Source organism: Archaeoglobus sp. (assembly GCF_017656475.1).
GTDB lineage: Archaea > Halobacteriota > Archaeoglobi > Archaeoglobales > Archaeoglobaceae > Archaeoglobus.
This window is the reverse complement of the sequence record NZ_JACDNT010000003.1, coordinates 72,385-90,960: the sequence shown is the minus strand read 5'-3', so window position 1 is coordinate 90,960 and position 18,576 is coordinate 72,385. Positions and strand designations below refer to the sequence as shown.

Annotated in this window: 19 protein-coding genes; 14 read left to right on the top strand and 5 right to left on the bottom strand. The window is 47.4% G+C overall.

What is annotated here, in order from left to right; all coding sequences use genetic code 11:
- Positions 1-161: 161 nt before the first annotated feature.
- Positions 162-2,117 carry a type II secretion system F family protein gene (locus H0Z19_RS01655; protein WP_290723180.1) on the top strand — a complete coding sequence of 652 codons (1,956 nt, stop codon included), beginning with the start codon at positions 162-164 and terminating at the stop codon, positions 2,115-2,117.
- Here H0Z19_RS01655 and H0Z19_RS01650 read toward each other — a convergent pair.
- A complete protein-coding gene (locus tag H0Z19_RS01650; RefSeq protein WP_290723177.1) occupies positions 2,094-2,609 on the bottom strand; it encodes an HD domain-containing protein in 516 nt (171 codons plus the stop codon). The genes H0Z19_RS01655 and H0Z19_RS01650 overlap by 24 nt on opposite strands.
- A gap of 56 nt (positions 2,610-2,665) precedes the next feature.
- Here H0Z19_RS01650 and radA point away from each other — a divergent pair, with 56 nt between their 5' ends.
- Complete coding sequence (gene radA / locus H0Z19_RS01645) at positions 2,666-3,679, top strand: DNA repair and recombination protein RadA (RefSeq protein WP_290723175.1); 1,014 nt, start codon at positions 2,666-2,668, stop codon at positions 3,677-3,679.
- Between the two features lie 39 nt (positions 3,680-3,718).
- Here the strand turns inward: radA and H0Z19_RS01640 are convergent, their stop codons facing one another.
- The 3 genes from H0Z19_RS01640 to H0Z19_RS01630 form a co-directional block, all read right to left on the bottom strand.
- Positions 3,719-5,275, bottom strand: a complete 1,557-nt coding sequence (locus tag H0Z19_RS01640; protein ID WP_290723173.1) for a CHASE4 domain-containing protein — start codon at positions 5,273-5,275, stop codon at positions 3,719-3,721.
- Complete coding sequence (locus tag H0Z19_RS01635) at positions 5,263-5,463, bottom strand: hypothetical protein (protein ID WP_290723171.1); 201 nt, start codon at positions 5,461-5,463, stop codon at positions 5,263-5,265. Before H0Z19_RS01635 ends, H0Z19_RS01640 begins: the two co-directional genes overlap by 13 nt.
- A 248-nt stretch (positions 5,464-5,711) precedes the next feature.
- A complete protein-coding gene (locus H0Z19_RS01630) occupies positions 5,712-6,521 on the bottom strand; it encodes a hypothetical protein (protein WP_290723169.1) in 810 nt (269 codons plus the stop codon).
- A gap of 270 nt (positions 6,522-6,791) precedes the next feature.
- Here H0Z19_RS01630 and H0Z19_RS01625 point away from each other — a divergent pair, with 270 nt between their 5' ends.
- From H0Z19_RS01625 to H0Z19_RS01570, 12 genes are all read left to right on the top strand, one after another.
- Positions 6,792-7,979 (top strand): acyl-CoA dehydrogenase, encoded by a 1,188-nt coding sequence (locus tag H0Z19_RS01625; protein ID WP_290723166.1) that lies wholly within the window; start codon positions 6,792-6,794, stop codon positions 7,977-7,979.
- Between the two features lie 4 nt (positions 7,980-7,983).
- On the top strand, positions 7,984-9,174 hold the full coding sequence (locus H0Z19_RS01620) for a CaiB/BaiF CoA-transferase family protein (protein ID WP_290723163.1): 1,191 nt from the start codon (positions 7,984-7,986) through the stop codon (positions 9,172-9,174).
- 90 nt (positions 9,175-9,264) lie between these two features.
- Positions 9,265-10,569, top strand: coding sequence for an amino acid ABC transporter substrate-binding protein (locus H0Z19_RS01615; protein ID WP_290723161.1), 1,305 nt, complete (start codon positions 9,265-9,267; stop codon positions 10,567-10,569).
- A gap of 37 nt (positions 10,570-10,606) precedes the next feature.
- Positions 10,607-11,497 carry a branched-chain amino acid ABC transporter permease gene (locus H0Z19_RS01610; protein WP_290723159.1) on the top strand — a complete coding sequence of 297 codons (891 nt, stop codon included), beginning with the start codon at positions 10,607-10,609 and terminating at the stop codon, positions 11,495-11,497.
- Entirely contained in the window at positions 11,498-12,481 is a 984-nt protein-coding gene (locus tag H0Z19_RS01605) for a branched-chain amino acid ABC transporter permease (protein WP_290723157.1), read from the top strand.
- A gap of 1 nt (position 12,482) precedes the next feature.
- A complete protein-coding gene (locus H0Z19_RS01600) occupies positions 12,483-13,220 on the top strand; it encodes an ABC transporter ATP-binding protein (RefSeq protein ID WP_365892190.1) in 738 nt (245 codons plus the stop codon).
- A 4-nt stretch (positions 13,221-13,224) separates the two neighbouring features.
- Entirely contained in the window at positions 13,225-13,929 is a 705-nt protein-coding gene (locus H0Z19_RS01595; protein WP_290723154.1) for an ABC transporter ATP-binding protein, read from the top strand.
- 2 nt (positions 13,930-13,931) lie between these two features.
- Complete coding sequence (locus H0Z19_RS01590) at positions 13,932-14,324, top strand: universal stress protein (protein WP_290723151.1); 393 nt, start codon at positions 13,932-13,934, stop codon at positions 14,322-14,324.
- 37 nt (positions 14,325-14,361) lie between these two features.
- Complete coding sequence (gene hisA / locus H0Z19_RS01585) at positions 14,362-15,078, top strand: 1-(5-phosphoribosyl)-5-[(5-phosphoribosylamino)methylideneamino]imidazole-4-carboxamide isomerase (protein WP_290723149.1); 717 nt, start codon at positions 14,362-14,364, stop codon at positions 15,076-15,078.
- Positions 15,065-15,604, top strand: a complete 540-nt coding sequence (locus tag H0Z19_RS01580) for an imidazoleglycerol-phosphate dehydratase (protein WP_290723148.1) — start codon at positions 15,065-15,067, stop codon at positions 15,602-15,604. The genes hisA and H0Z19_RS01580 overlap by 14 nt, the downstream gene beginning before the upstream one ends.
- A gap of 2 nt (positions 15,605-15,606) precedes the next feature.
- Positions 15,607-16,260 (top strand): ABC transporter ATP-binding protein, encoded by a 654-nt coding sequence (locus tag H0Z19_RS01575; RefSeq protein WP_290723146.1) that lies wholly within the window; start codon positions 15,607-15,609, stop codon positions 16,258-16,260.
- A complete protein-coding gene (locus H0Z19_RS01570) occupies positions 16,247-16,879 on the top strand; it encodes a heme exporter protein CcmB (protein WP_290723145.1) in 633 nt (210 codons plus the stop codon). Before H0Z19_RS01575 ends, H0Z19_RS01570 begins: the two co-directional genes overlap by 14 nt.
- A gap of 37 nt (positions 16,880-16,916) precedes the next feature.
- Here H0Z19_RS01570 and H0Z19_RS01565 read toward each other — a convergent pair whose 3' ends face one another.
- Positions 16,917-18,572, bottom strand: a complete 1,656-nt coding sequence (locus tag H0Z19_RS01565; RefSeq protein WP_290723143.1) for an acyl-CoA synthetase — start codon at positions 18,570-18,572, stop codon at positions 16,917-16,919.
- Positions 18,573-18,576: the final 4 nt, after the last annotated feature.

Below are 18,576 nucleotides of genomic sequence, written 5' to 3'. Positions count from 1 at the left end.
TAGGGAGCTTAATGAGGAGCTGGAGAGGAGGAAGAGAGTGCTGGAGTTTATGCTGGAACACAACATAAGGGATTTCAAGAGAGTTAGCAACATCATTCACACCTACCAGACAAAGCCGGATAAGATTATGGAGGCAATTTCGAAGGGTAAGGAGGGGTAAGATGTTTAAAGAGGCGAACAGGCTAACTTACATAGGATATAGGCTTTTTGAGAAAGAGATTGCAAAGAATGAACCGAAGTACTTCGAACTTGAGAGGTCTTTGAAAAAAGCCATGATTTCGATGCCTCCTGAAATGTACATAGCCACTGCAAGAATGTTCTCGCTCCTTTTTGGAGTAATAGGTGCGATTATAGGATTGATTGCAGCTTTTATACTCGTTAAGTACGTTGGTGTGCCCCCATTCTTCAACGTACGCCTTCCTGAACCCATCGCAACCTACTGGCTGTTCTACCGCCCCTTTGTCTATGCCGGCATTCTGGCGATAGGCATAACATTGGTTTTATATTACATCGGAAATCTCATCTTTGCGATCTACCCCTCAACCGTTATAAGCGACAGGAAGAGCAAGATCAACAGAGTCCTTCCGCATGCAATCACCTTCATGTACTCTCTAAGCAAGGGAGGAATGAGTCTTGTTCAGATCCTCAAAGCTCTTGCAGACAACCACGAGGTTTACGGAGAGGTTTCAAAGGAGGCTTCGAGAATTCTGTGGGAGGTTGAGGGGCTGGGCAAGGACTTGAGAACAGCTCTGGCTGAGGCCGTAGATACCACACCATCCGACAATTTCAAGGAGTTCTTGCACGGGCTCATCACAATAATTGACAGCGGTGGTGATGTCACAAGATATTTTGAGGAGAGGGCAGAGTTCTACTTTGAGAGGGCGAGGCAGGATCAGAAGAGCTTCCTTGAGTTTCTCGGATTGATGGCGGAAACATACATCACCGCATTTGTCGCAGGCCCTCTCTTCCTTATAATTATTCAAACAGTCATGTCGGTTATGGGACAGACCAACGAGGTTGCACTGTTCTCAATTATTTACTTCGTAATTCCTATCGGATCCTTCATGTTCGCAATGCTCATCAAGCTATTAACTCCCGGAGAGGAAGGTAGAGCCCCGACGCTGAGAGAAAGGTATCTCTACATCAGGCGGTCGTCAGAACTTGACCCGGATGAAAAGAAAAAGGTTGAGAAGAAGGTGGGTAGATACAGGCTCAAAAAGAAGCTACGGAATCCATTCAGACTCATCGTGGAGAATCCTTACTACACATTTGCATTCACGATTCCCGCAGCCATCATAATACTGGTTTACGGGATGCTGGCAAACCCCTACATCCCGGGCATGGATTTGAAGAACTGGTTCTTCTCCTATGATGACTATATCTTCATATCTCTAATGGTCGTGCTCGCTCCTTTTGCATTCTTCTTCGAGCTCGGCAGGAGGGGAGTGAAGACATACATGCGCCTGACACCGATTTTCCTCAGCAAGCTTGCCTCAGCCAACGAGAGCGGTATGCCCATCTACCGAGCAATTACGATGATAGCAAAAACCGATACCAGCCCGCTGAGAAAGGAAATAGCGAAAATAAAAGCAGACCTCGACTGGGGAATCAGCCTTTCGGATGCGCTTGTGAGGTTTGCCAACAGGCTAAAGATATTCGAGATTTCAAGGACGATGGCGCTGCTCAACGAGGCGTTGAAATCTACTGGAAACGTCACAGAGGTTCTGATGATATCAGCAAAGGATGCCACGAGTGCTGAACTTCTGAGGAGGGAGAGGATGACAAACATGTTCATGTACGTGATTATAGTCTACATAGCCTTTTTCGTCTTCATCGGCATAGTTTACATCATTTCATCAACATTCCTGTCAACTCTCGCCGAGAGTGCTGCGAAAGTTCAGGCGACGGGGCAGAGCTTCCAGATGCTGCAGGGTGTTGATGTCACACTCTACAGAAACATATTCCTGCACGCGGCAGTGTTTCAGGGAATCTTTGCCGGAATGGTTGCAGGAGTTATGGGAGAGGGCAGTTTGAGTGCGGGTGCGAAGCACTCCTTCGTAATGCTGGCCATTGCCTACGTAGTGTTCAGCGTCCTATTCGGATTCAAACTCATTTAATTCTTTTTTAATTTGCCGGTAAAATTCTTCGAGGAATTTATGCCTCTCTCTGGCAATCTCCCTTGCCGTTTCTGTGTAAAGCATATCTTTCAGTTTCAGAAGCTTCTCCTCGAAGTGAATTAAGGTCTCCTCGATGTTTCGCCCCTTTTCACCGCTGAAGAGAAAAGCTCTTGCCACACCAACAGCCCCCATCGCGTCGAGCTTGTCTGCATCACTCAGGACTTTGGCTTCCAACGTTTTCGGCCTCACATTTCCTGAAAAGGAATGAGCCTCGATGGCGTGGCAGACGGCATCCACAAATTCTGCATCACAACCCTTCAAAAGCTCCCTTGCGATTTCGGCGGACTTTAATGCATGATTTGGATAATCCCTCGCAATATCGTGTAGCTCCGCAGCCTTTAAAACCACATCCAGCCTTGCCCCCTCTTTTTCAGCTATATATCGGGCGATTTTAACGACTCTTTCCACATGTCCTTTATCGTGCGACGACACTCCCAAGGTAGATTGAGACCAAAAAAATTTAATGGATTTGTGTATGAGGTAAGGCAATGAGCGAAGAGAGCAACGAAGAAACAAAGATTATTGAGCTTGAGGATATTCCCGGAGTTGGTCCTGAAACAGCAAGAAAGCTTAGAGATGCTGGTTATTCAACAATCGAGGCTGTTGCTGTAGCTTCACCCTCAGAACTCGCCAATGTAGGGGGAATTACTGAAGGTAATGCTGTAAAGATTATCCAGGCTGCAAGAAAGTTGGCCAACATAGGTGGATTTGAGAGCGGAGATAAGGTTTTTGAAAGGAGAAAATCTGTGAAGAAGATAACTACCGGAAGTAAAGACCTTGACGAATTGCTGGGCGGGGGAGTTGAGACTCAGTCCATTACGGAGTTTTTCGGTGAGTTCGGTAGTGGTAAGACGCAAATCTGCCATCAGCTCGCTGTGAACGTTCAGCTTCCAGAAGATGAGGGTGGACTTGAGGGGTCTGTTATAATCATAGATACTGAGAACACCTTCAGGCCTGAGAGGATAATCCAGATGGCTGAAGCTAAGGGGCTCGATGGGAATGAGGTTTTGAAAAACATCTACGTCGCTCAGGCCTACAACTCCAACCACCAGATGCTTCTCGTCGATAACGCAAAGGAGCTGGCCGAGAAGCTAAAGAAAGATGGGAGACCTGTGAGGCTCATAATCGTGGACTCCCTCATGTCCCACTTCAGAGCAGAGTACGTGGGCAGGGGAACTCTGGCTGACAGGCAGCAGAAGTTGAACAGGCATCTGCACGACCTGATGAAGTTCGGCGAGCTTTACAACGCCGCAATTGTTGTTACAAACCAGGTTATGGCGAGGCCAGACGTGTTATTTGGAGATCCAACGAAGCCGGTAGGAGGGCATATAGTAGCACACACAGCAACCTTCAGAGTTTATCTCAAGAAGGGCAAGGAGGATCTCAGAATCGCAAGGCTGATCGACTCACCGCACTTGCCGGAAGGAGAGGCCATTTTCAAAGTTACGGAGAGAGGGATTGAGGATGCGGACGAGAAGGATAAGAAGAGGAGGAAGAAATAATTTTCTCTTTATTTGTTAGCCAGCAAGAGCACTAGCCTTCTAACCCTTGGGCAGCTCAACTATAAAGACTGCCCCATCTGTATCGTTCTCAAAAGTCAATTTTCCTCCATATCTCTCCACGAGCTTTTTGATAATAAACAATCCCAGTCCGGTGCTACCGGACGTGCTGAATCCTTCCTCAAATATCCTGTCCCTTACTTCTTCCGGGATTCCCACACCGTAGTCTTTAACTCTCAGTTCAACAGTTTTTCTTCTATCAACTGCCTCAAAATCAATTCTTTTCGTCTTTCCATGAGCTATGGCGTTGTGGACGAGGTTATCGACGACTGTGTAAAGTCCAGAGTCCGCCAAGACTGCAATCTCCTCATCACCTTTCCAGTTCCACTCCACATCATACCCATCCATCACTTCCCTTACAACTTCACTGAGCCTTAAACTCCTAACTCCCTCCTTGTCCTCCAAATCTCGCATTCTGTTTAATGTCCTCACAATCTCATTACAAGTCCGACGAATTTTGTCATAGTACTCCTTTTCTCCACTCTCCGACCCCAGTTCCGCGAGGATAGAGATTGCCGCAAGTTTGTTCTTCACGTCGTGCCTCAGTATTTTGTTCATAAAAGACAGAGTGTCATTTAGTGACTTCATCTCCTGTGTGTACCTCTCTATCCTTTCGAGAAGAGTATTGACGTTTTTCGCCAGTTCGGAGATCTCATCGTTTCCTGTCACGCTGATTCTCTCTCTGACATCCTTGAGTCCTTTTAAGAACTCACCCACTGACAAAATTCTCCGAAGTTCCCTGTCCAGCATTGCGATGACTGCAATAGACAAGGCTGAGGACGTAATGACCACAGATACCAGAACAATTCTAATCGAATCGGACGAAATTTCGAGCCAGAAGGGATATACTGAGAACATAGCATTTGCGATTGTAGCTCCTCGCATGTCCCTCACCGGCACGAGAACCGCAACGTTACCGTTGTGGGAGTGACTGAGCGTAGTGGTTCTTGGACCCACGATGTGGACCGGAAAACCTGTTAATGCTGAGATCTCCTCATCGTAAACCTTTCTGGCGAAGATAAGCCACCCTCTCGCCTCACCGCTCTCGTTACTGGGGAGGATACCCCTCACAGCGATAAAGGTGGGAGAGCCGAAGTCCGCAATTCCTTTAACTTCGCCGTTAACACTTTCGGCGAACTCGTAGAGTTCTCCGGGAATCTCCATCGGAGTTTCGTTTTTCCAGTCGTAAGCTCCCGCCCAGACCACATTTTCCTGTCTGTCGACGAATATGATGTAGTTAACCTCGATGTCGACGAAAGTTTCGTTAACGAGATTTGCCTCTATATAATCTTTATTTTTGTTGAGAATGAACTCGTAAGTGTCATCCCAGTAAGCCCAGTCCATACAAATCTTATCAAGCTCCTCTACCTCTCTGTCCAGCGCGTTTTTGACCAGTTCAACCTTCTCTTCCAGCACTCTCTCTCCAATTTCCTCCGATAGATTCGACACAGTGAAGACTGCAAGGGCCATTGATACCAATGCCATTACCAAGATCGTGAGCCCCATCGCTACTACGAACTTCCACCTCACTGATGCCACGCTGTCACCCCGCACTTTCGATTATCCTTTTCAAGCCGATCAGCAACATCCCGCTGCATTTTGTTTACCATGGCAGGACATCCACGTTTGGCTGCCTTGCGCATGATAGTGTGGTCGGCTTTCTGAAGACTTGCCTCCGAGTTAACCCCAGTCTCCTCTGAAAGGTCACCGAAGGCAATCTCCAACATCTCACCTCGTTATTATTATAATCACAATCTTGAACTTTAAATGTTTCGAGGCTTCCTCAGCAATGTAATTTTACAGCAGCAATTACGCTGTACTTCAGTAGCAAACTCTCTTTAAAGATATTAAGCGAGTTTCCGGATCATGAGTTTCTGGCGAAGGATAGCCCATTATACCAACTTTCAATGCTGCATTCATCCAGTACTCAAAACGAGTTTGTCAAGAAGAAAGGAAGAAAAATAAAATAAATTTTTTACTCTTGGACAACCTCTTCCACAACTTCCATTAGTTCTTCAGCATCCTCCGCATCGCCGTACTGGTTAATTAACCTGATTATCTCTCTCAGATCTTCAACGCACTCCTTGCTGTGCTGCATTGCAGTCTTGACCGCCTCTCTTGCATCTTTCACCGCCTCAAATCCCTGCTGAGGAGTCTCTATTTCGAGTACTTTCTCCTTAGCCTCTGCTATTCTGCCCAGAGCCATATCTCTGTGATCACTGTAGTTCTCGAGCCAGTTTTCAAGCAGTGTTGTGTCCTTTCCCCCCTCCTCAAATTCTGCGATCTTCTCCTCCACGAAGGTTTCAAGCCTGTCCCCTTTCTCAACGAAGGTTTCAAGCCTGTCGAGCACCGCAATGATTATGCTTTTCTGAAGTGAGACCTTTGCATCTCTCCAAACCTCCCTTGCATTCTTCATCGCCTCTTTGAGCTCCTCGACAGTCTCAGCATCCTCAATCTCTTCCTTTGCATTGATTAGGTCTGTAATGTGCTCATTTATTTCATCAATTATCTCTTCCTTCATGCTCAGGTTGCTGTTCTCAAGCCTACTCTTAATGCTTTCAAGCGAGGCGATGCCGAAGTCGACCATAGAAACGCCGAGGTTCTTTGCCTCGTCAAACGTGTCGTTGTTCAGCACAATCCCAAACCTGTGCCAGTCCCTTACTCTCTCAAACAGGTTTGCTGTATTTTTTAAATCCTCTCCTCCATTTCCAGCCGCCATCACCGCTGGTGCAACCAGCACCAGCAACGCCAGCACTCCAGCCAGTCTACCAAACTTCCTCAACATCTCGCATCACCAGTCTAAGCTTCAACCCTGAAAAATATAACGAAACTTTCGAATCTGAGGCTTTAAAAGCAAATTTAAAGCTTTATTGTGGTTTATTTAGTTTCACAATTCTTCGAATAACCTCCAAATTTCATATTGTGGCTTTAGTGCCGAATTTCGTTGTGGCAACTTGTTAGTGCGTTATGTCCTTCATTTTTATTGGCAAACTTTTTCCGAAATATTTTTAAGCGTGAAAATTGAAAATGGTAAATACAGAAAAAAGGTGATAGCATGTTCAGAGGAGTGGACTTTTACAATGTTGACGAGCTTCTGAGCGACGAGGACAGGCTTGTGAGGCAGTCAGTAAGAGAGTTCCTTGAGAACGAAGTTGTCTCGCTTGTTGCGGACGCATGGCATGAGGAGAAGCCATTGAACTTCCACGAACTCGGAAAGAAATTCGGAGAGCTTGGAATGCTAGGAGCCTTCATTCCTGAAGAGTACGGCTGCCCTGGAATGAGCTACACAACTTTTGGCATAATCTGCCAGGAGGTTGAGAGAGTCGACAGCGCTCTGAGGAGCTTTGTTGCTGTTACTTCTGGACTGGTGATGTACCCAATCTGGCAGTACGGAAGTGAGGAGCAGAAGCACAAATATTTGCCAAAGCTCGCCAGCGGTGAGATCATCGGCTGCTTCGGCCTTACAGAGCCGAACCACGGAAGCGATCCTGGCAGTATGGAAGCTACCGCGAAAAGAGATGGCGATGAATGGATCCTAAATGGAACTAAGACCTGGATTACTGAGGCAGATGTTGCGGATATAGCCGTTGTATGGGCGAGGGATGTTGACGACGGCAAAATAAAAGGATTCATTGTAGAAAAGGGAATGAAGGGATTCCAGCAGCACGCTCTTACAAAGAAGGGGTCAATGAGGGCAGGTGGAGTAGGTGAAATTGGTTTAGTAAACTGCAGGGTTCCTGAGGAGAACAGATTGCCCAACGCGAGGGGGTTGAGGGCACCGCTAAGCTGCCTGGATCAGGCCAGATACGGGATATCCTGGGGAGCGATAGGGGCGGCAATGGACTGCTACGAAACCGCTTTGAACTATACCAAAGAAAGGAAGCAGTTTGGGGCGCCTTTAGCATCCTTCCAGCTCGTTCAGGAGAAGCTTGTTAAAATGCTCATTGAAATAACAAAGGGGCAGTTGCTGTGCTGGAGACTCGGAAAACTCATGGATGAAGGAAAAGCGACACCTGAACAGATTTCCCTGGCGAAGAAGAACAATGTTAGGGTGGCAAGATATTGTGCCAGGACTGCAAGAGAGATGCTGGGAGCGAATGGTATAAGCCTGGACTACTCCCCGATAAGGCACATGGCGAACATCGAGTCAGTCTATACGTACGAGGGGACTGACGATATCCACACGCTAATACTCGGAAGGGCGATTACAGGCTACCAGGCATTTAGAAGGGAGTTAAGGTGATACTTTGGCCTTCCAGCCCTTCAACAACCTGCTCGTCCTCGAACTGGGGCAGGCAGTTGCAGGGCCCTACATAGGAACTCTGCTGGCCGACCTTGGGGCTGAAGTTATACACATCGAAAGACCGAAAGTCGGCGATTTGGCGAGGCACTGGATTCCAATAAGGGGCGACCTGAGCTTCTATTTTGGGGTGGTCAACAGAAACAAAAAATCGATGACGCTCGATTTAAAGCAAGAGAAAGGCAAGGAGATATTCTTCAAGCTGGCCGAGAAGGCTGACGTTATCATCGAAAACTTTGTTCCGGGAGTTGTGAGTAAGCTCGGAGTTGATTACGAGGCAGTGAAGAAAGTTAATCCCGACATCATCTACTGCCACGTTTCGGGATTCGGTCAGGATGGACCTTACAGGGAAAGACCGGCTTTTGACCAGCTAATTCAGGGTGAGGCTGGGATAATAAGCTACACCGGGACAAGAGAAACCCCCTGCAAAATTAACGTCCCCATCACGGACCTGCTGGCTTCGATGTATGGAGCCTATGCGGTTCTGGCAGCCCTTCTCAGGAGAGAGAAAACAGGGGAAGGGATGGAGATAGACGTCTCTTTGTTCGACTGTGCAGTGACAATGATGCTGAACCTGATGAACATGGCCATTGTTGAGGGCATGAAAGATGAAGAGCTGAGAATGGGAACAAAGTACTTCCTCGCAACGCCTTACGAGCCGTATCCTGCTGGAGATGGAAAGCTCGTCAACGTTGTTGTCGCAACAGAGTGGCACTGGAAGGAGTTCTGCAAGGCTGTGGGATTGGAAGAGCTTCTTGATGACCCGAGATTCGCCACAAATCAGCAGAGGTTGAAACATCGAGAGGAGCTTGAGAAAATCATCGTCGAGAAGTTCAAGGAGAAGCCGAGAGATGAGTGGATAGAAATACTGCTCAAAGCCGGTGTGCCGTGTGGAGCTGTGAACACCATACAGGAGGTTGTTGAACACCCCCAAACCAAATTCAGAAGGACTGTTGTCGATGTTGAGTATCCGGGGCTCGGAAAAATCAAGCTTTTCAACAACCCTGTGAAGTTCTCAGGCTTTGAGGTTGATGTAAGAAGACCACCGAGGCTTGGTGAGCACACGGAGGAAATTCTGGAAAGGCTGGGTTACGCCAGAGATGAAATCGAGAGTTTGAGGGAAGAGAGTGTGGTGTGATGGAAATCCAGTGCATGGACGGTAAAATGAAAAGATTTTTAAAGATAAATTTTTTTGATATTCATGTTAAAAAATGTAGGAGGTGAAAATGTGAGTAAGAGTAAATGGTTGCTGGTGGCAATTTTGGTCGTATCAACAGCCTTGATACTGGGTTGTGCTCAGCAGCAGCAACCCACCACTCCAGCGCCAAGTGGTGAGGGGAAGGTTGAAACCCTGTATTTCGGAGCACCAATAAGCCTCTCCGGCAAGTTTGCCGAGGAGGGTAAAGCTTCGCTTGAAGGAATGAAAATAGCAGCTAAGTGGATAAACGAGAACGGAGGCATTAAGGTAGGAGATGTAACATACAAGATTGAGATCAAGGCGTATGATGATGAGTCGAAGAAAGAGAACGTGCAGAGCCTCATAGAAAGGCTTGCAACTGTTGATAAGGTAAAGTTCATTCTCGCACCTTACAGCTCAGGGCTCACGCTTGCCGCAGCGCCGATTGCCGAAAAATACCAGGTTCTTTTGAACAGCCACGGCGGTGCGAGTGACTACATCTTCGAGCAGGGCTACTACTATGTTGTGCAGACTCTGAGCCCAGCAAGCAGATACCAGACGGGATTCCTCGACATGGTGAAGGCTAAAGATCCAAATGCAAAGAGACTGGCCTTGGTTTACGAGGATGGCGAATTCTCACGTGCAGTCCATGAAGCGGCAAGAGAGTATGCGAAGCAGCTCGGTTTCGAAATTGTTTATGAGAAGACATATCCGGCTGGTGCAACAGACCTCTCGCCAATTCTCAATGAATTGAAAGCGGCAAATCCAGACGTACTCATTGGTGGAGGGCACTTTGCTGACGGGCAGCTCCTCGCAAAGCAGCTTGCTGAACTTAAGATAGACCTGAAAGCGATTTCAATCCTTGTTGCTCCGACATTCACATCATTCTACGAGGCACTTGGAAACAAGGCTGAAGGAATCGCTGGGCCAGCACAGTGGGAGGTTGGTGTCAAATACAGCCCAGAAGCTGCTGAAAAGCTCGGTATTGAGTGGTACGGCCCGACACAGGAGGAGTTTTTGAGTGCATACAAGGAGGCCATGGGAGAAGAGCCACCATATCAGGCCGCTGAAGCTGCAGCAGCAGTTCTGAGCTATGCAAAGGCTATAGAGAAGGCCCAGAGCCTTGACCCTGCGAAGGTCAGAGAGGCTATGAACGACCTCGAGTTCATGAGCATCTATGGTGTCTGGAAGATTGACCCCGAGACAGGGAAGCAGATTGGACACGAGATGGTCATAATACAGTGGCAGAACGGAGAGAAGAAGATTGTGTGGCCTGAAAGCGCTGCCAACGCCGAGCCTTGTTATCCGATGCCAACCTGGGATGAGAAGGAAGGTGGAGCTACTTGCGGAAGTTAAAAAACTTTAAAATTTTTTAATTTTTTAAGGTGGTTGGATGGCTTTTGTAGAGCAGCTTATTTCAAACCTCTTATACGGAGCCATACTCGGCTCAGTCTACGGACTGGCAACAATGGGTCTCAGCCTTATCTTTGGAGTGCTAAGGATAGTAAACGTCGGTCATGGAGCTTTCATAATGGTGGGTGCATTTATCGCGTACTGGATGTTCATACTTTACGGAATCCCTCCACTGATCTCACTTTTCCTGGCAATCGCTGTGGGTATGGCCATTGGACTGGCAATATATATGCTGGTTGTGAAAAGACTTGTAGATGCTCCTGAACTCGCCTCACTGCTTGCGATGTTTGCTATCGGAATTTTCATCGAGGAATTTGCAAAGCAGATCTGGGGGGCAGATTACGTGGGCTACAGCTGGGAAATCGGTGGAGTGTCGATGCTCTTTACAGAAGTGCCGTTTACAAAGCTCCTGGCATTTGCTTCGAGCATAGTGATTGCCGCAGTTGTTTATGTGTGGTTCAGAAAAACAAAAATTGGAAAAGCAGTGAGGGCGGTTGTTGAGGATAGAGAGGGGGCAACGACGTGCGGTATCGATGTCAACAGAATTTATGCGCTCAGCTTCTCACTTGGAATTGGGCTTACGGTGCTTAGCGGAGTTCTTGTTACGCTCTTTACACCGGTCGGAATTAACGTCTATATGGGCGGTGAGTACACGCTCAAGGCATTCGTCATCGCCGTTCTCGGCGGGCTTGCTTCACCGTGGGGAGCTTTCTACGCAGGGTTTATTTTCGGACTTATAGAGAACGGTAGCTACACATTACTCGGGCTTATACCTGGAGTAGAGCCTTTCGGCCTTACCAGGTTCCTGAGTTCCGTTGTCCTGATGCTCGTCCTGCTGGTCAAACCCACAGGATTGCTTGGAGGTGAATAAATGAGGAACTACACGCCCCTTGTGACTCTGCTGTTGATATACGCGGTGATGATAGCCATAGGTCAGGGCATTCAGGGAATGTGGCAGCCGATAATGCTTGTAATCTTCTACATTGCCGTCGGTCAAGCCCTGAACATCTTCCTCGGCATGACTGGCTACGTAAACTTCGGCTACGTTGCACTGCTGGGTGTGGGTGCTTACGGAATGGCCGTGGCTCTTGGGTATTACACTGACTTAGGTTTAATTCCGGCGCTGACTTTAGGCTTCATCCTCGCAATACTGCTTGCCTTCATCGTCTCAATGGTCGTGGGAGGAATTGCTCTGAGGCTTAGGGGAGCATACTTTGCCATTGCCACAATCGGTGTGAATGAGGGAATAAAGTACCTGATTCTTGGTGGAAAGATTTGGGGTGGTTCAAGCGGTATAGTCCTCTCAGGTATTCTCAGAAAAGCTTACGGGGCAGAGACGATGAGGTTCCTCTCGACGGTGTTCGCTGATGCCGGGTTGATTGTTGTGGCCATCCTTTCAGGAATAATTACGATGTACATCCTCAACAGTCGTCTTGGATACGGGCTGATAGCCCTTAGAGAAGATGAAGATGCCGCCAAGGTTATGGGTATAAACGTCAGAAGATACAAGCAGATAGCGTTTGTGATAAGCTGCATACTTGCTGGATTGATTGGAGCCACAGCCTGGACGCTGAAGCTGACTTACGTGTTTCCGCAGGATGTGTTTGCTATAAACTACACTGTTGAGGCAATAGTCATAGTGATGCTTGGTGGTGCGGGTACTCTGCTTGGCCCGGTTGTTGGTGGTCTCATCTACGCTCTGCTGAAGTACTACCTTACCATAGCATTTCCGGGAATGCAGCTTCTCATCTTGGCTCCATTGCTGATAATTGTAATTCTTCTGTTCCCTGAAGGCGTTGTGGGGTATTTGGCCAAAGCTGCAAGAGGTACAAGATTCGAGAAGTTCGTGAGGTGATTTGATGCTCCTTAAGCTTGAGGAAGTTACAAAAAGGTTCGGCGGGCTCGTTGCCGTGAACTCTGTCAGCCTGGAAATCGATGAGGGAGAGAAGGTTGGAATTGTCGGGCCAAACGGAAGCGGAAAGACTACTCTCTACAACGTTATCAGCGGTGTTTACGCTCCAGATGGAGGAAGAATATTCTTCGAAGGCAAGGAAATCACAAATCTCCCGGCTCATGAGAGGACGAAGCTTGGCATAGCGAGAACCTTTCAGGTTCCGAGGCCTTTCGGTTCGGCAACTGTGAGGGAGAATGTAGCAATAGGAGCGATGTTTGGAAGAGCCAATGCGGGAGTTGATGAGGCTCTCGAAATGGCGGACAGGTATCTGGAAATGGTTGGAATTTACGAGTTAAGGGAAAAGGAGGCGAAGCTACTAACGCCTCTCGAAAAGAAGCTCATGGAGCTTGCGAGAGCGCTGGCAATGAAACCGAAACTTCTGCTTCTCGATGAACTCCTTGCTGGAATGAATCCGCAGGATATAAACAGAATACTGGATTTGATAAACAAAGTTAAAGAGGAAGAGAATATAGCTACAATAGCGATGGTCGAGCACTTAATGCACGCCATAACGAAGTTTGCTGAGAGGGTTGTTGTGATGCATCAGGGGAGTAAGCTCATAGAGGGGCCAACTATGGAGGTCCTCAACCATCCAAAGGTTGTCGAAGTTTATTTGGGTGAAAAGCTGAAAATAGGGTGATCACATGCTGAACGTTACTGACCTCCAATCCGGTTATGGAGAGATGCAGGTTCTCTGGGGCATTGACCTTGAGGTGAAGGAAAAGAGCATCACGGTTATTCTCGGCCCCAACGGAGCTGGGAAGAGCACAACTCTGAAAACGATTTTCGGAACGTTGAAGCCGTGGAACGGTAGAATAGAATACATTGGACAGGACATAACATTTCTGCCACCACACAAGAAAGTAGAGCTGGGCATGACGCTCGTACCGGAAGGCAGACACCTGTTCCCCAACATGACCGTTAAGGACAACCTGTACATGGGTGCTTACCTCAAGAGGGCAGAAGAGAGGTTTGAGGACTCCTTAGAGCTCGTATATTCACTATTCCCCAGACTTAAGGAGAGAGAGAGCCAGAAGGCAGGAACGCTAAGCGGTGGAGAGCAGCAGATGCTAGCGATAGCAAGAGCGCTGATGACATCACCAAATCTAATTCTCATGGACGAACCGAGTCAGGGTTTAGCACCAAAGCTCGTGAAGGAGGTTTTTGAAACTATTCTGAAGCTGAAAGACGAGGGTTTGACGATTCTGCTTGTCGAGCAAAATGTTTTTGCCTCCCTCGAAATTTCAGATTACGCTTACATCCTGCATGAAGGCAAGATAGCCTTCGGTGGAACGGTTGATGAGGTCAAGGAGAGTGAGGAGGTAAAGAGAGCATATTTGGGGGTGTGAGTATGGCAATCGTCGTTGCGGTAGATCACTCCGAGAGAACACCGAGAATCGTAGATTTCGCCATCGAAGAGGCGAAGCTGAGGGGAGAGAAACTCCTGTTCGTCCACTCTCTCTACGGAGGGGACAAAACGAGCGATAAGGAAATCGAGGCGGGAGAGAGGCTGCTGGACTATGTCGCCAGCTTGGCCGAGAGCAGAGGTGTCGAGGCCGAAAAGCACCTTCTTGTGAGAGGAAAGGAGCCGGAAGAGGACATAGTGGAGTTTGCGGATGAGGTTGATGCGAGCATAATCATCATCGGCGTCAGAAAACGAAGGCCGGCGGGAAAGCTCCTCTTCGGAAGTGTTGCTCAACACGTAATTCTGCACGCAAAGCAGCCTGTAATCTGCATCAAATAACACCAAATTTTTTAATTCTTCTTGTTTATTTTCCTCAATGTTTCGAGTAATTCCTGCTGTTGACCTCAAGGATGGCAAAGTTGTGAGATTGAGACAGGGAAAGGAGAATGAGGTAACTTTTGAAGCGGAGAATCCGGTAGAAGTAGCAAAAAATTGGGTGGAGAAGGGGGCGAAGGTTCTCCATGTAATCGACCTCGACGGTGCCTTTCAGGGAAAGATGAGGCATGAGGACATTATTGCGGAGATTGTCTCATTTGCAGAGGTGCAGGTAGGCGGAGGAATAAGGGATTTCAAGGTCGCAGAGCGACTTTTAGATCTGGGTGTGGAGAGGGTTATTTTCGGGACTCTTGCGGTAGAGAAAGTAGATGAGGTTAGAGAATTTGCAGAGAGTTGGGAGAGAAGGGTCATGATAGCCATAGACTCGAAAAAAGGAAAAGCTGCGGTTAAAGGCTGGAAAGAGACTGCAAGCTTAACTCCAATTCAGCTGGCAAAAATTTACGACGACCTCAAAGTCTCCTTCCTCTACACAAACATCGACGTTGAGGGTCTTGTTTCAGGGATAGAGAGAGAAAAGATTGTAGAGGTCGTCAAGGCTCTAAGGAATCCCGTTTACGTTGCTGGCGGTATAACGAGCGTTGAGGATATCAGGTTCATCAAAAGGTCTGGAGCGGCTGGAGTTGTAATCGGCTCAGCTTTATACACTAAAAAGCTTAAATTTGAGGAAGCAATAAAGGTGGAGTATGAAAAAGTTTAGCAGAAAAACTGAAGAGACTGAAGTTGCTGTAACTTTGGGTACAGAAAAGACTGAGGTTGACACCTCAATTGCATTTCTCGACCACATGCTGAAAACGCTTTCAAGACACTCCGGGATTGCGATGAAGGTGAAGGCTAGAGGAGACCTTGAGCATCACATCATAGAGGATGTTGCTATTTTGCTCGGCAAAGCTCTGGCTGAGATGGAGAAAAAGGGTTTGGAGAGGTTCGGTGACGCGATAGTTCCAATGGACGATGCCGTTGCTATCTGCGGTCTCGACTTCAGCGGAAGAGGTGTACTTGTGGTTGATGGGGAGTTTGGAGATGGAGAGATGGAAGAGGAGGATTTTCTGCACTTTCTCGACACTCTCTGCAGAAACGCGGGGCTTAACGTTTACCTCAGCGTGAAAGGAAAGAACTCACACCACAAAATGGAGGCTGCTGTCAAGGCAATTGCCCTATCTCTGAAAAAAGCCTTAAAAAAGAGTAGTAATGACTACAGGAGTGCTAAGGGCGTTCTGGACTAGTTATGATTGAAGTCAGAGGTCTTTCAAAGCGATTCGGAAGGAAAACTGTGTTGAAAGGCATAAATTTTGAGGTAAATTCAGGAAAAGTAGCCGTATTAGGTTACAACGGTGCTGGCAAGTCCACACTTGCCAAAATAATCGCAGGAATACTCAAGCCTACTCAAGGAGAAGTGAGGGTTTTCGGGAAAGATCCCTCTACATCTCCAGATGCAAGAAAAAGAATTGGCATTGCCACTCACAACCCCATGCTCTACGGTGAACTCACTGTCGGGCAGAATCTAAAATTTTACGCAAAAATTTACGGAAAAGAGCGAAAAATAGAGGAGCTGGCGGATAGGTTTGGATTTTCGGATTACCTTGACGCCAAGGTCAATGAGCTGTCCAGAGGTTATCTGCAGAGAGTTTCACTTGCAAAAGCTATTATAAACGACCCCGATTTGCTCATCCTCGACGAGATAACGTCGGGACTTGATTTAGCAGTTAGAAGAAAGGTTCTGGATGTTGCTGAGAGTTTTAACGGAACATTGCTTTTCACAACCCACAATCTTGAGGAGGCAAAAATTTGTGATACATTTATAGTTTTGAGAAATGGAAAGCTCCTTTACAACGGAAATAGTTTTGAAGAGGCTGTGGAGGCACTAAATGAGGTTTCTTGAACTTGCAAAGAAGGATTTGAGGCTTGAGTTAAAAAACAAGTCGAACATAAGTTTAATGCTTCTCTTCAGCCTTACTGCAGCTTTCCTTTTCAGCGCATCAATTACGGAGCCAGGAAGAATATTTTCCCCTTTACTCCTCATTATTTTCTTTCTAACAGGAATGCTCGGCTACTCAGCGTCTTTTCTCAAAGAATACGATTCAGGCACGATTGAGGGGCTGAAGGCTTCACCCCTAACTCCTCAGGAGATAATTGCCGGAAAAATGGTTTTCAACCTCTTCCTAATGCTTGCCGTCCAGACATTCATCTTTCCTATCTGCTACGCTCTTTTCGATGTTGAAGGTAACTTTGCCCTTGCATTCACCGCCTTTGCCATCTGCAATGCTGCTTTATCAGTCACCATCACCTCCCTATCTCCCTTGCTTTCTCATTCTAGGGCGAGAGAGATGCTCCTCCCGGTTATGCTTTTTCCCGTAATTTTCCCCCTTATCAACTCAACAGTTGTGGCCGTTAATGCCGCTCTTGAAGGTTTTCTTGACTTCGAAAGAATCCTGTTTGTTGTAGCCTACTCAGGCATCATCTTGAGCCTGTCAATGATTACTGCAGAAAGAGTGGTTTAAAGTCACGCAAGTTCAAACTCAAAAAATAAAAGAAAGACTAAGAACTCTGTTTCAACAACCTCCTGAGCAACTTTCCGGTGGGTGTTCTTGGCAGTGGCTTATCTGTGAACTCAATTATCCTCGGAAGCTTGTATTTGGCGATGTGCTTCTCAAGGAAGGCAAGGATATCTTCCTTGAGCTTATCATCCGGCTGATAACCTTCTTTGAGCCTTATTATTGCCTTCACCACCTGACCCCTTATACCCTCGGGATCGGGAACACCAATCACTGCGCACTCGGCAACTGCTGGATGCGTGTTCAACGGCTGCTCTATCTCATCCGGGCCTATTCTGTAACCGCTGGACTTGATTAGATCATCATCTCTGGAAACGAAGTATATATATCCGTTTTCGTCCTTTCTGACGAAATCGCCGAGGACATTCCATCCCTTCTTTACGCTTTTCGCCTGCTTCTCCTGCAAGTCTCTTGACGGATGATTCCAGTATCTGATTCCTGTTGGGCCCTTGATATACAGATTTCCTACCTCATCAGCCCCGCACTCCTTTCCAGTCTCAGGATCAACGATTTTGGCTATATACCCAGGCACGGGGAAGCCTATGCTCCCTGCAACGGGCTTAGGAGCGCAGGCATTGGCGATGCAGATGTGAAGCATTTCCGTTGCTCCAAGAGACTCGTATATATCCATGCCGAACACTTCCTTCCATCTCTTTGCTGTTTCAGCACCCAGAGCTTCTCCGCCACCTGTGAAAAGCCTCAGGCTGCTTATATCGTATTTCTGCATGTATTCCTCCAGCTTTGGATCAGCAAGAATCATTCTGTATGATGTTGGCAGGGATGAGAACACGGTGATGCCGTGCTCCTCAACATATCTGAAGAAGTTCTCAACACTGAATCTCGGCCAGATGCTTGCCGCAGCACCGTGGAAGTAAGGGATGAGGCAGCCATTGCCATAACCCATTGCGAAGCTGACCGGAGCTGGGCCACCAACCACATCATCCGGAGTGAGCTTCCAGACGTACTTTCCAACGAGGTAAACAGATGAGATAACGTTCTCCACGAAGTGCACGCATCCCTTGGGCAGACCGGTGGTTCCTGAAGTGTATAGAATCAGGGCCGGAGTCCCGATTTTTAGCGGAATAGGATCGAATTTTGCACTCTCCGCCATAACTTCCGATAATGGTATAAAGCCCTCCTTCTCACCGTCCATAACGACCAGTGCCTTGGCAGTCTTTAGCTCATCCTTGACCTCATTTACCGCTGGAAAAACCCTTTCATCGCCACTAACGAACAAGGCTTTTATTTCGGCATTGTTCGAGACAAATGAAACCTCCTTCCCGGCCCACATCGGGTTGAGCGGTACGGGAATTGCTCCGGCCTTCATTATACCAAGGTTTACCGCGATGGCTTCGGGCATGTTTCTTGTTCTGAATCCAACTCTGTCGTATGGTTTGACCCCAATTCCAACAAGGAAGTTGGCAATCTTGTTGCTCAACCTGTAGATGTCCCTATAAGTAACTCTTCTGTCCTCAAAGTAAACCGCTACCTTTCTTCCTCTCCCCTCTTTGACGTTTTTGTCGAGCAGCTCTTCAGCCAAGTTAAGCTCCTTCCTATCCCCGATATATTCCTGCACCTCATCGGGGATTATTATTTCAGGCCAGGTTTCTTTTGGTACAATAAACTTCTCAATATCCACAATA

What these genes read in the sequence shown, in the direction of transcription:
- radA (WP_290723175.1), top strand. Translation starts at nt 2,666, where the DNA reads ATGAGCGAAGAGAGCAACGAAGAAACAAAGATTATTGAGCTTGAGGAT.
- H0Z19_RS01595 (WP_290723154.1), top strand. Translation starts at nt 13,225, where the DNA reads ATGCTGAACGTTACTGACCTCCAATCCGGTTATGGAGAGATGCAGGTT.
- H0Z19_RS01590 (WP_290723151.1), top strand. Translation starts at nt 13,932, where the DNA reads ATGGCAATCGTCGTTGCGGTAGATCACTCCGAGAGAACACCGAGAATC.
- H0Z19_RS01605 (WP_290723157.1), top strand. Translation starts at nt 11,498, where the DNA reads ATGAGGAACTACACGCCCCTTGTGACTCTGCTGTTGATATACGCGGTG.
- H0Z19_RS01570 (WP_290723145.1), top strand. Translation starts at nt 16,247, where the DNA reads ATGAGGTTTCTTGAACTTGCAAAGAAGGATTTGAGGCTTGAGTTAAAA.
- H0Z19_RS01610 (WP_290723159.1), top strand. Translation starts at nt 10,607, where the DNA reads ATGGCTTTTGTAGAGCAGCTTATTTCAAACCTCTTATACGGAGCCATA.
- hisA (WP_290723149.1), top strand. Translation starts at nt 14,362, where the DNA reads ATGTTTCGAGTAATTCCTGCTGTTGACCTCAAGGATGGCAAAGTTGTG.
- H0Z19_RS01630 (WP_290723169.1), bottom strand. Translation starts at nt 6,521, where the DNA reads ATGTTGAGGAAGTTTGGTAGACTGGCTGGAGTGCTGGCGTTGCTGGTG.
- H0Z19_RS01575 (WP_290723146.1), top strand. Translation starts at nt 15,607, where the DNA reads ATGATTGAAGTCAGAGGTCTTTCAAAGCGATTCGGAAGGAAAACTGTG.
- H0Z19_RS01655 (WP_290723180.1), top strand. Translation starts at nt 162, where the DNA reads ATGTTTAAAGAGGCGAACAGGCTAACTTACATAGGATATAGGCTTTTT.
- H0Z19_RS01635 (WP_290723171.1), bottom strand. Translation starts at nt 5,463, where the DNA reads ATGTTGGAGATTGCCTTCGGTGACCTTTCAGAGGAGACTGGGGTTAAC.
- H0Z19_RS01580 (WP_290723148.1), top strand. Translation starts at nt 15,065, where the DNA reads ATGAAAAAGTTTAGCAGAAAAACTGAAGAGACTGAAGTTGCTGTAACT.
- H0Z19_RS01625 (WP_290723166.1), top strand. Translation starts at nt 6,792, where the DNA reads ATGTTCAGAGGAGTGGACTTTTACAATGTTGACGAGCTTCTGAGCGAC.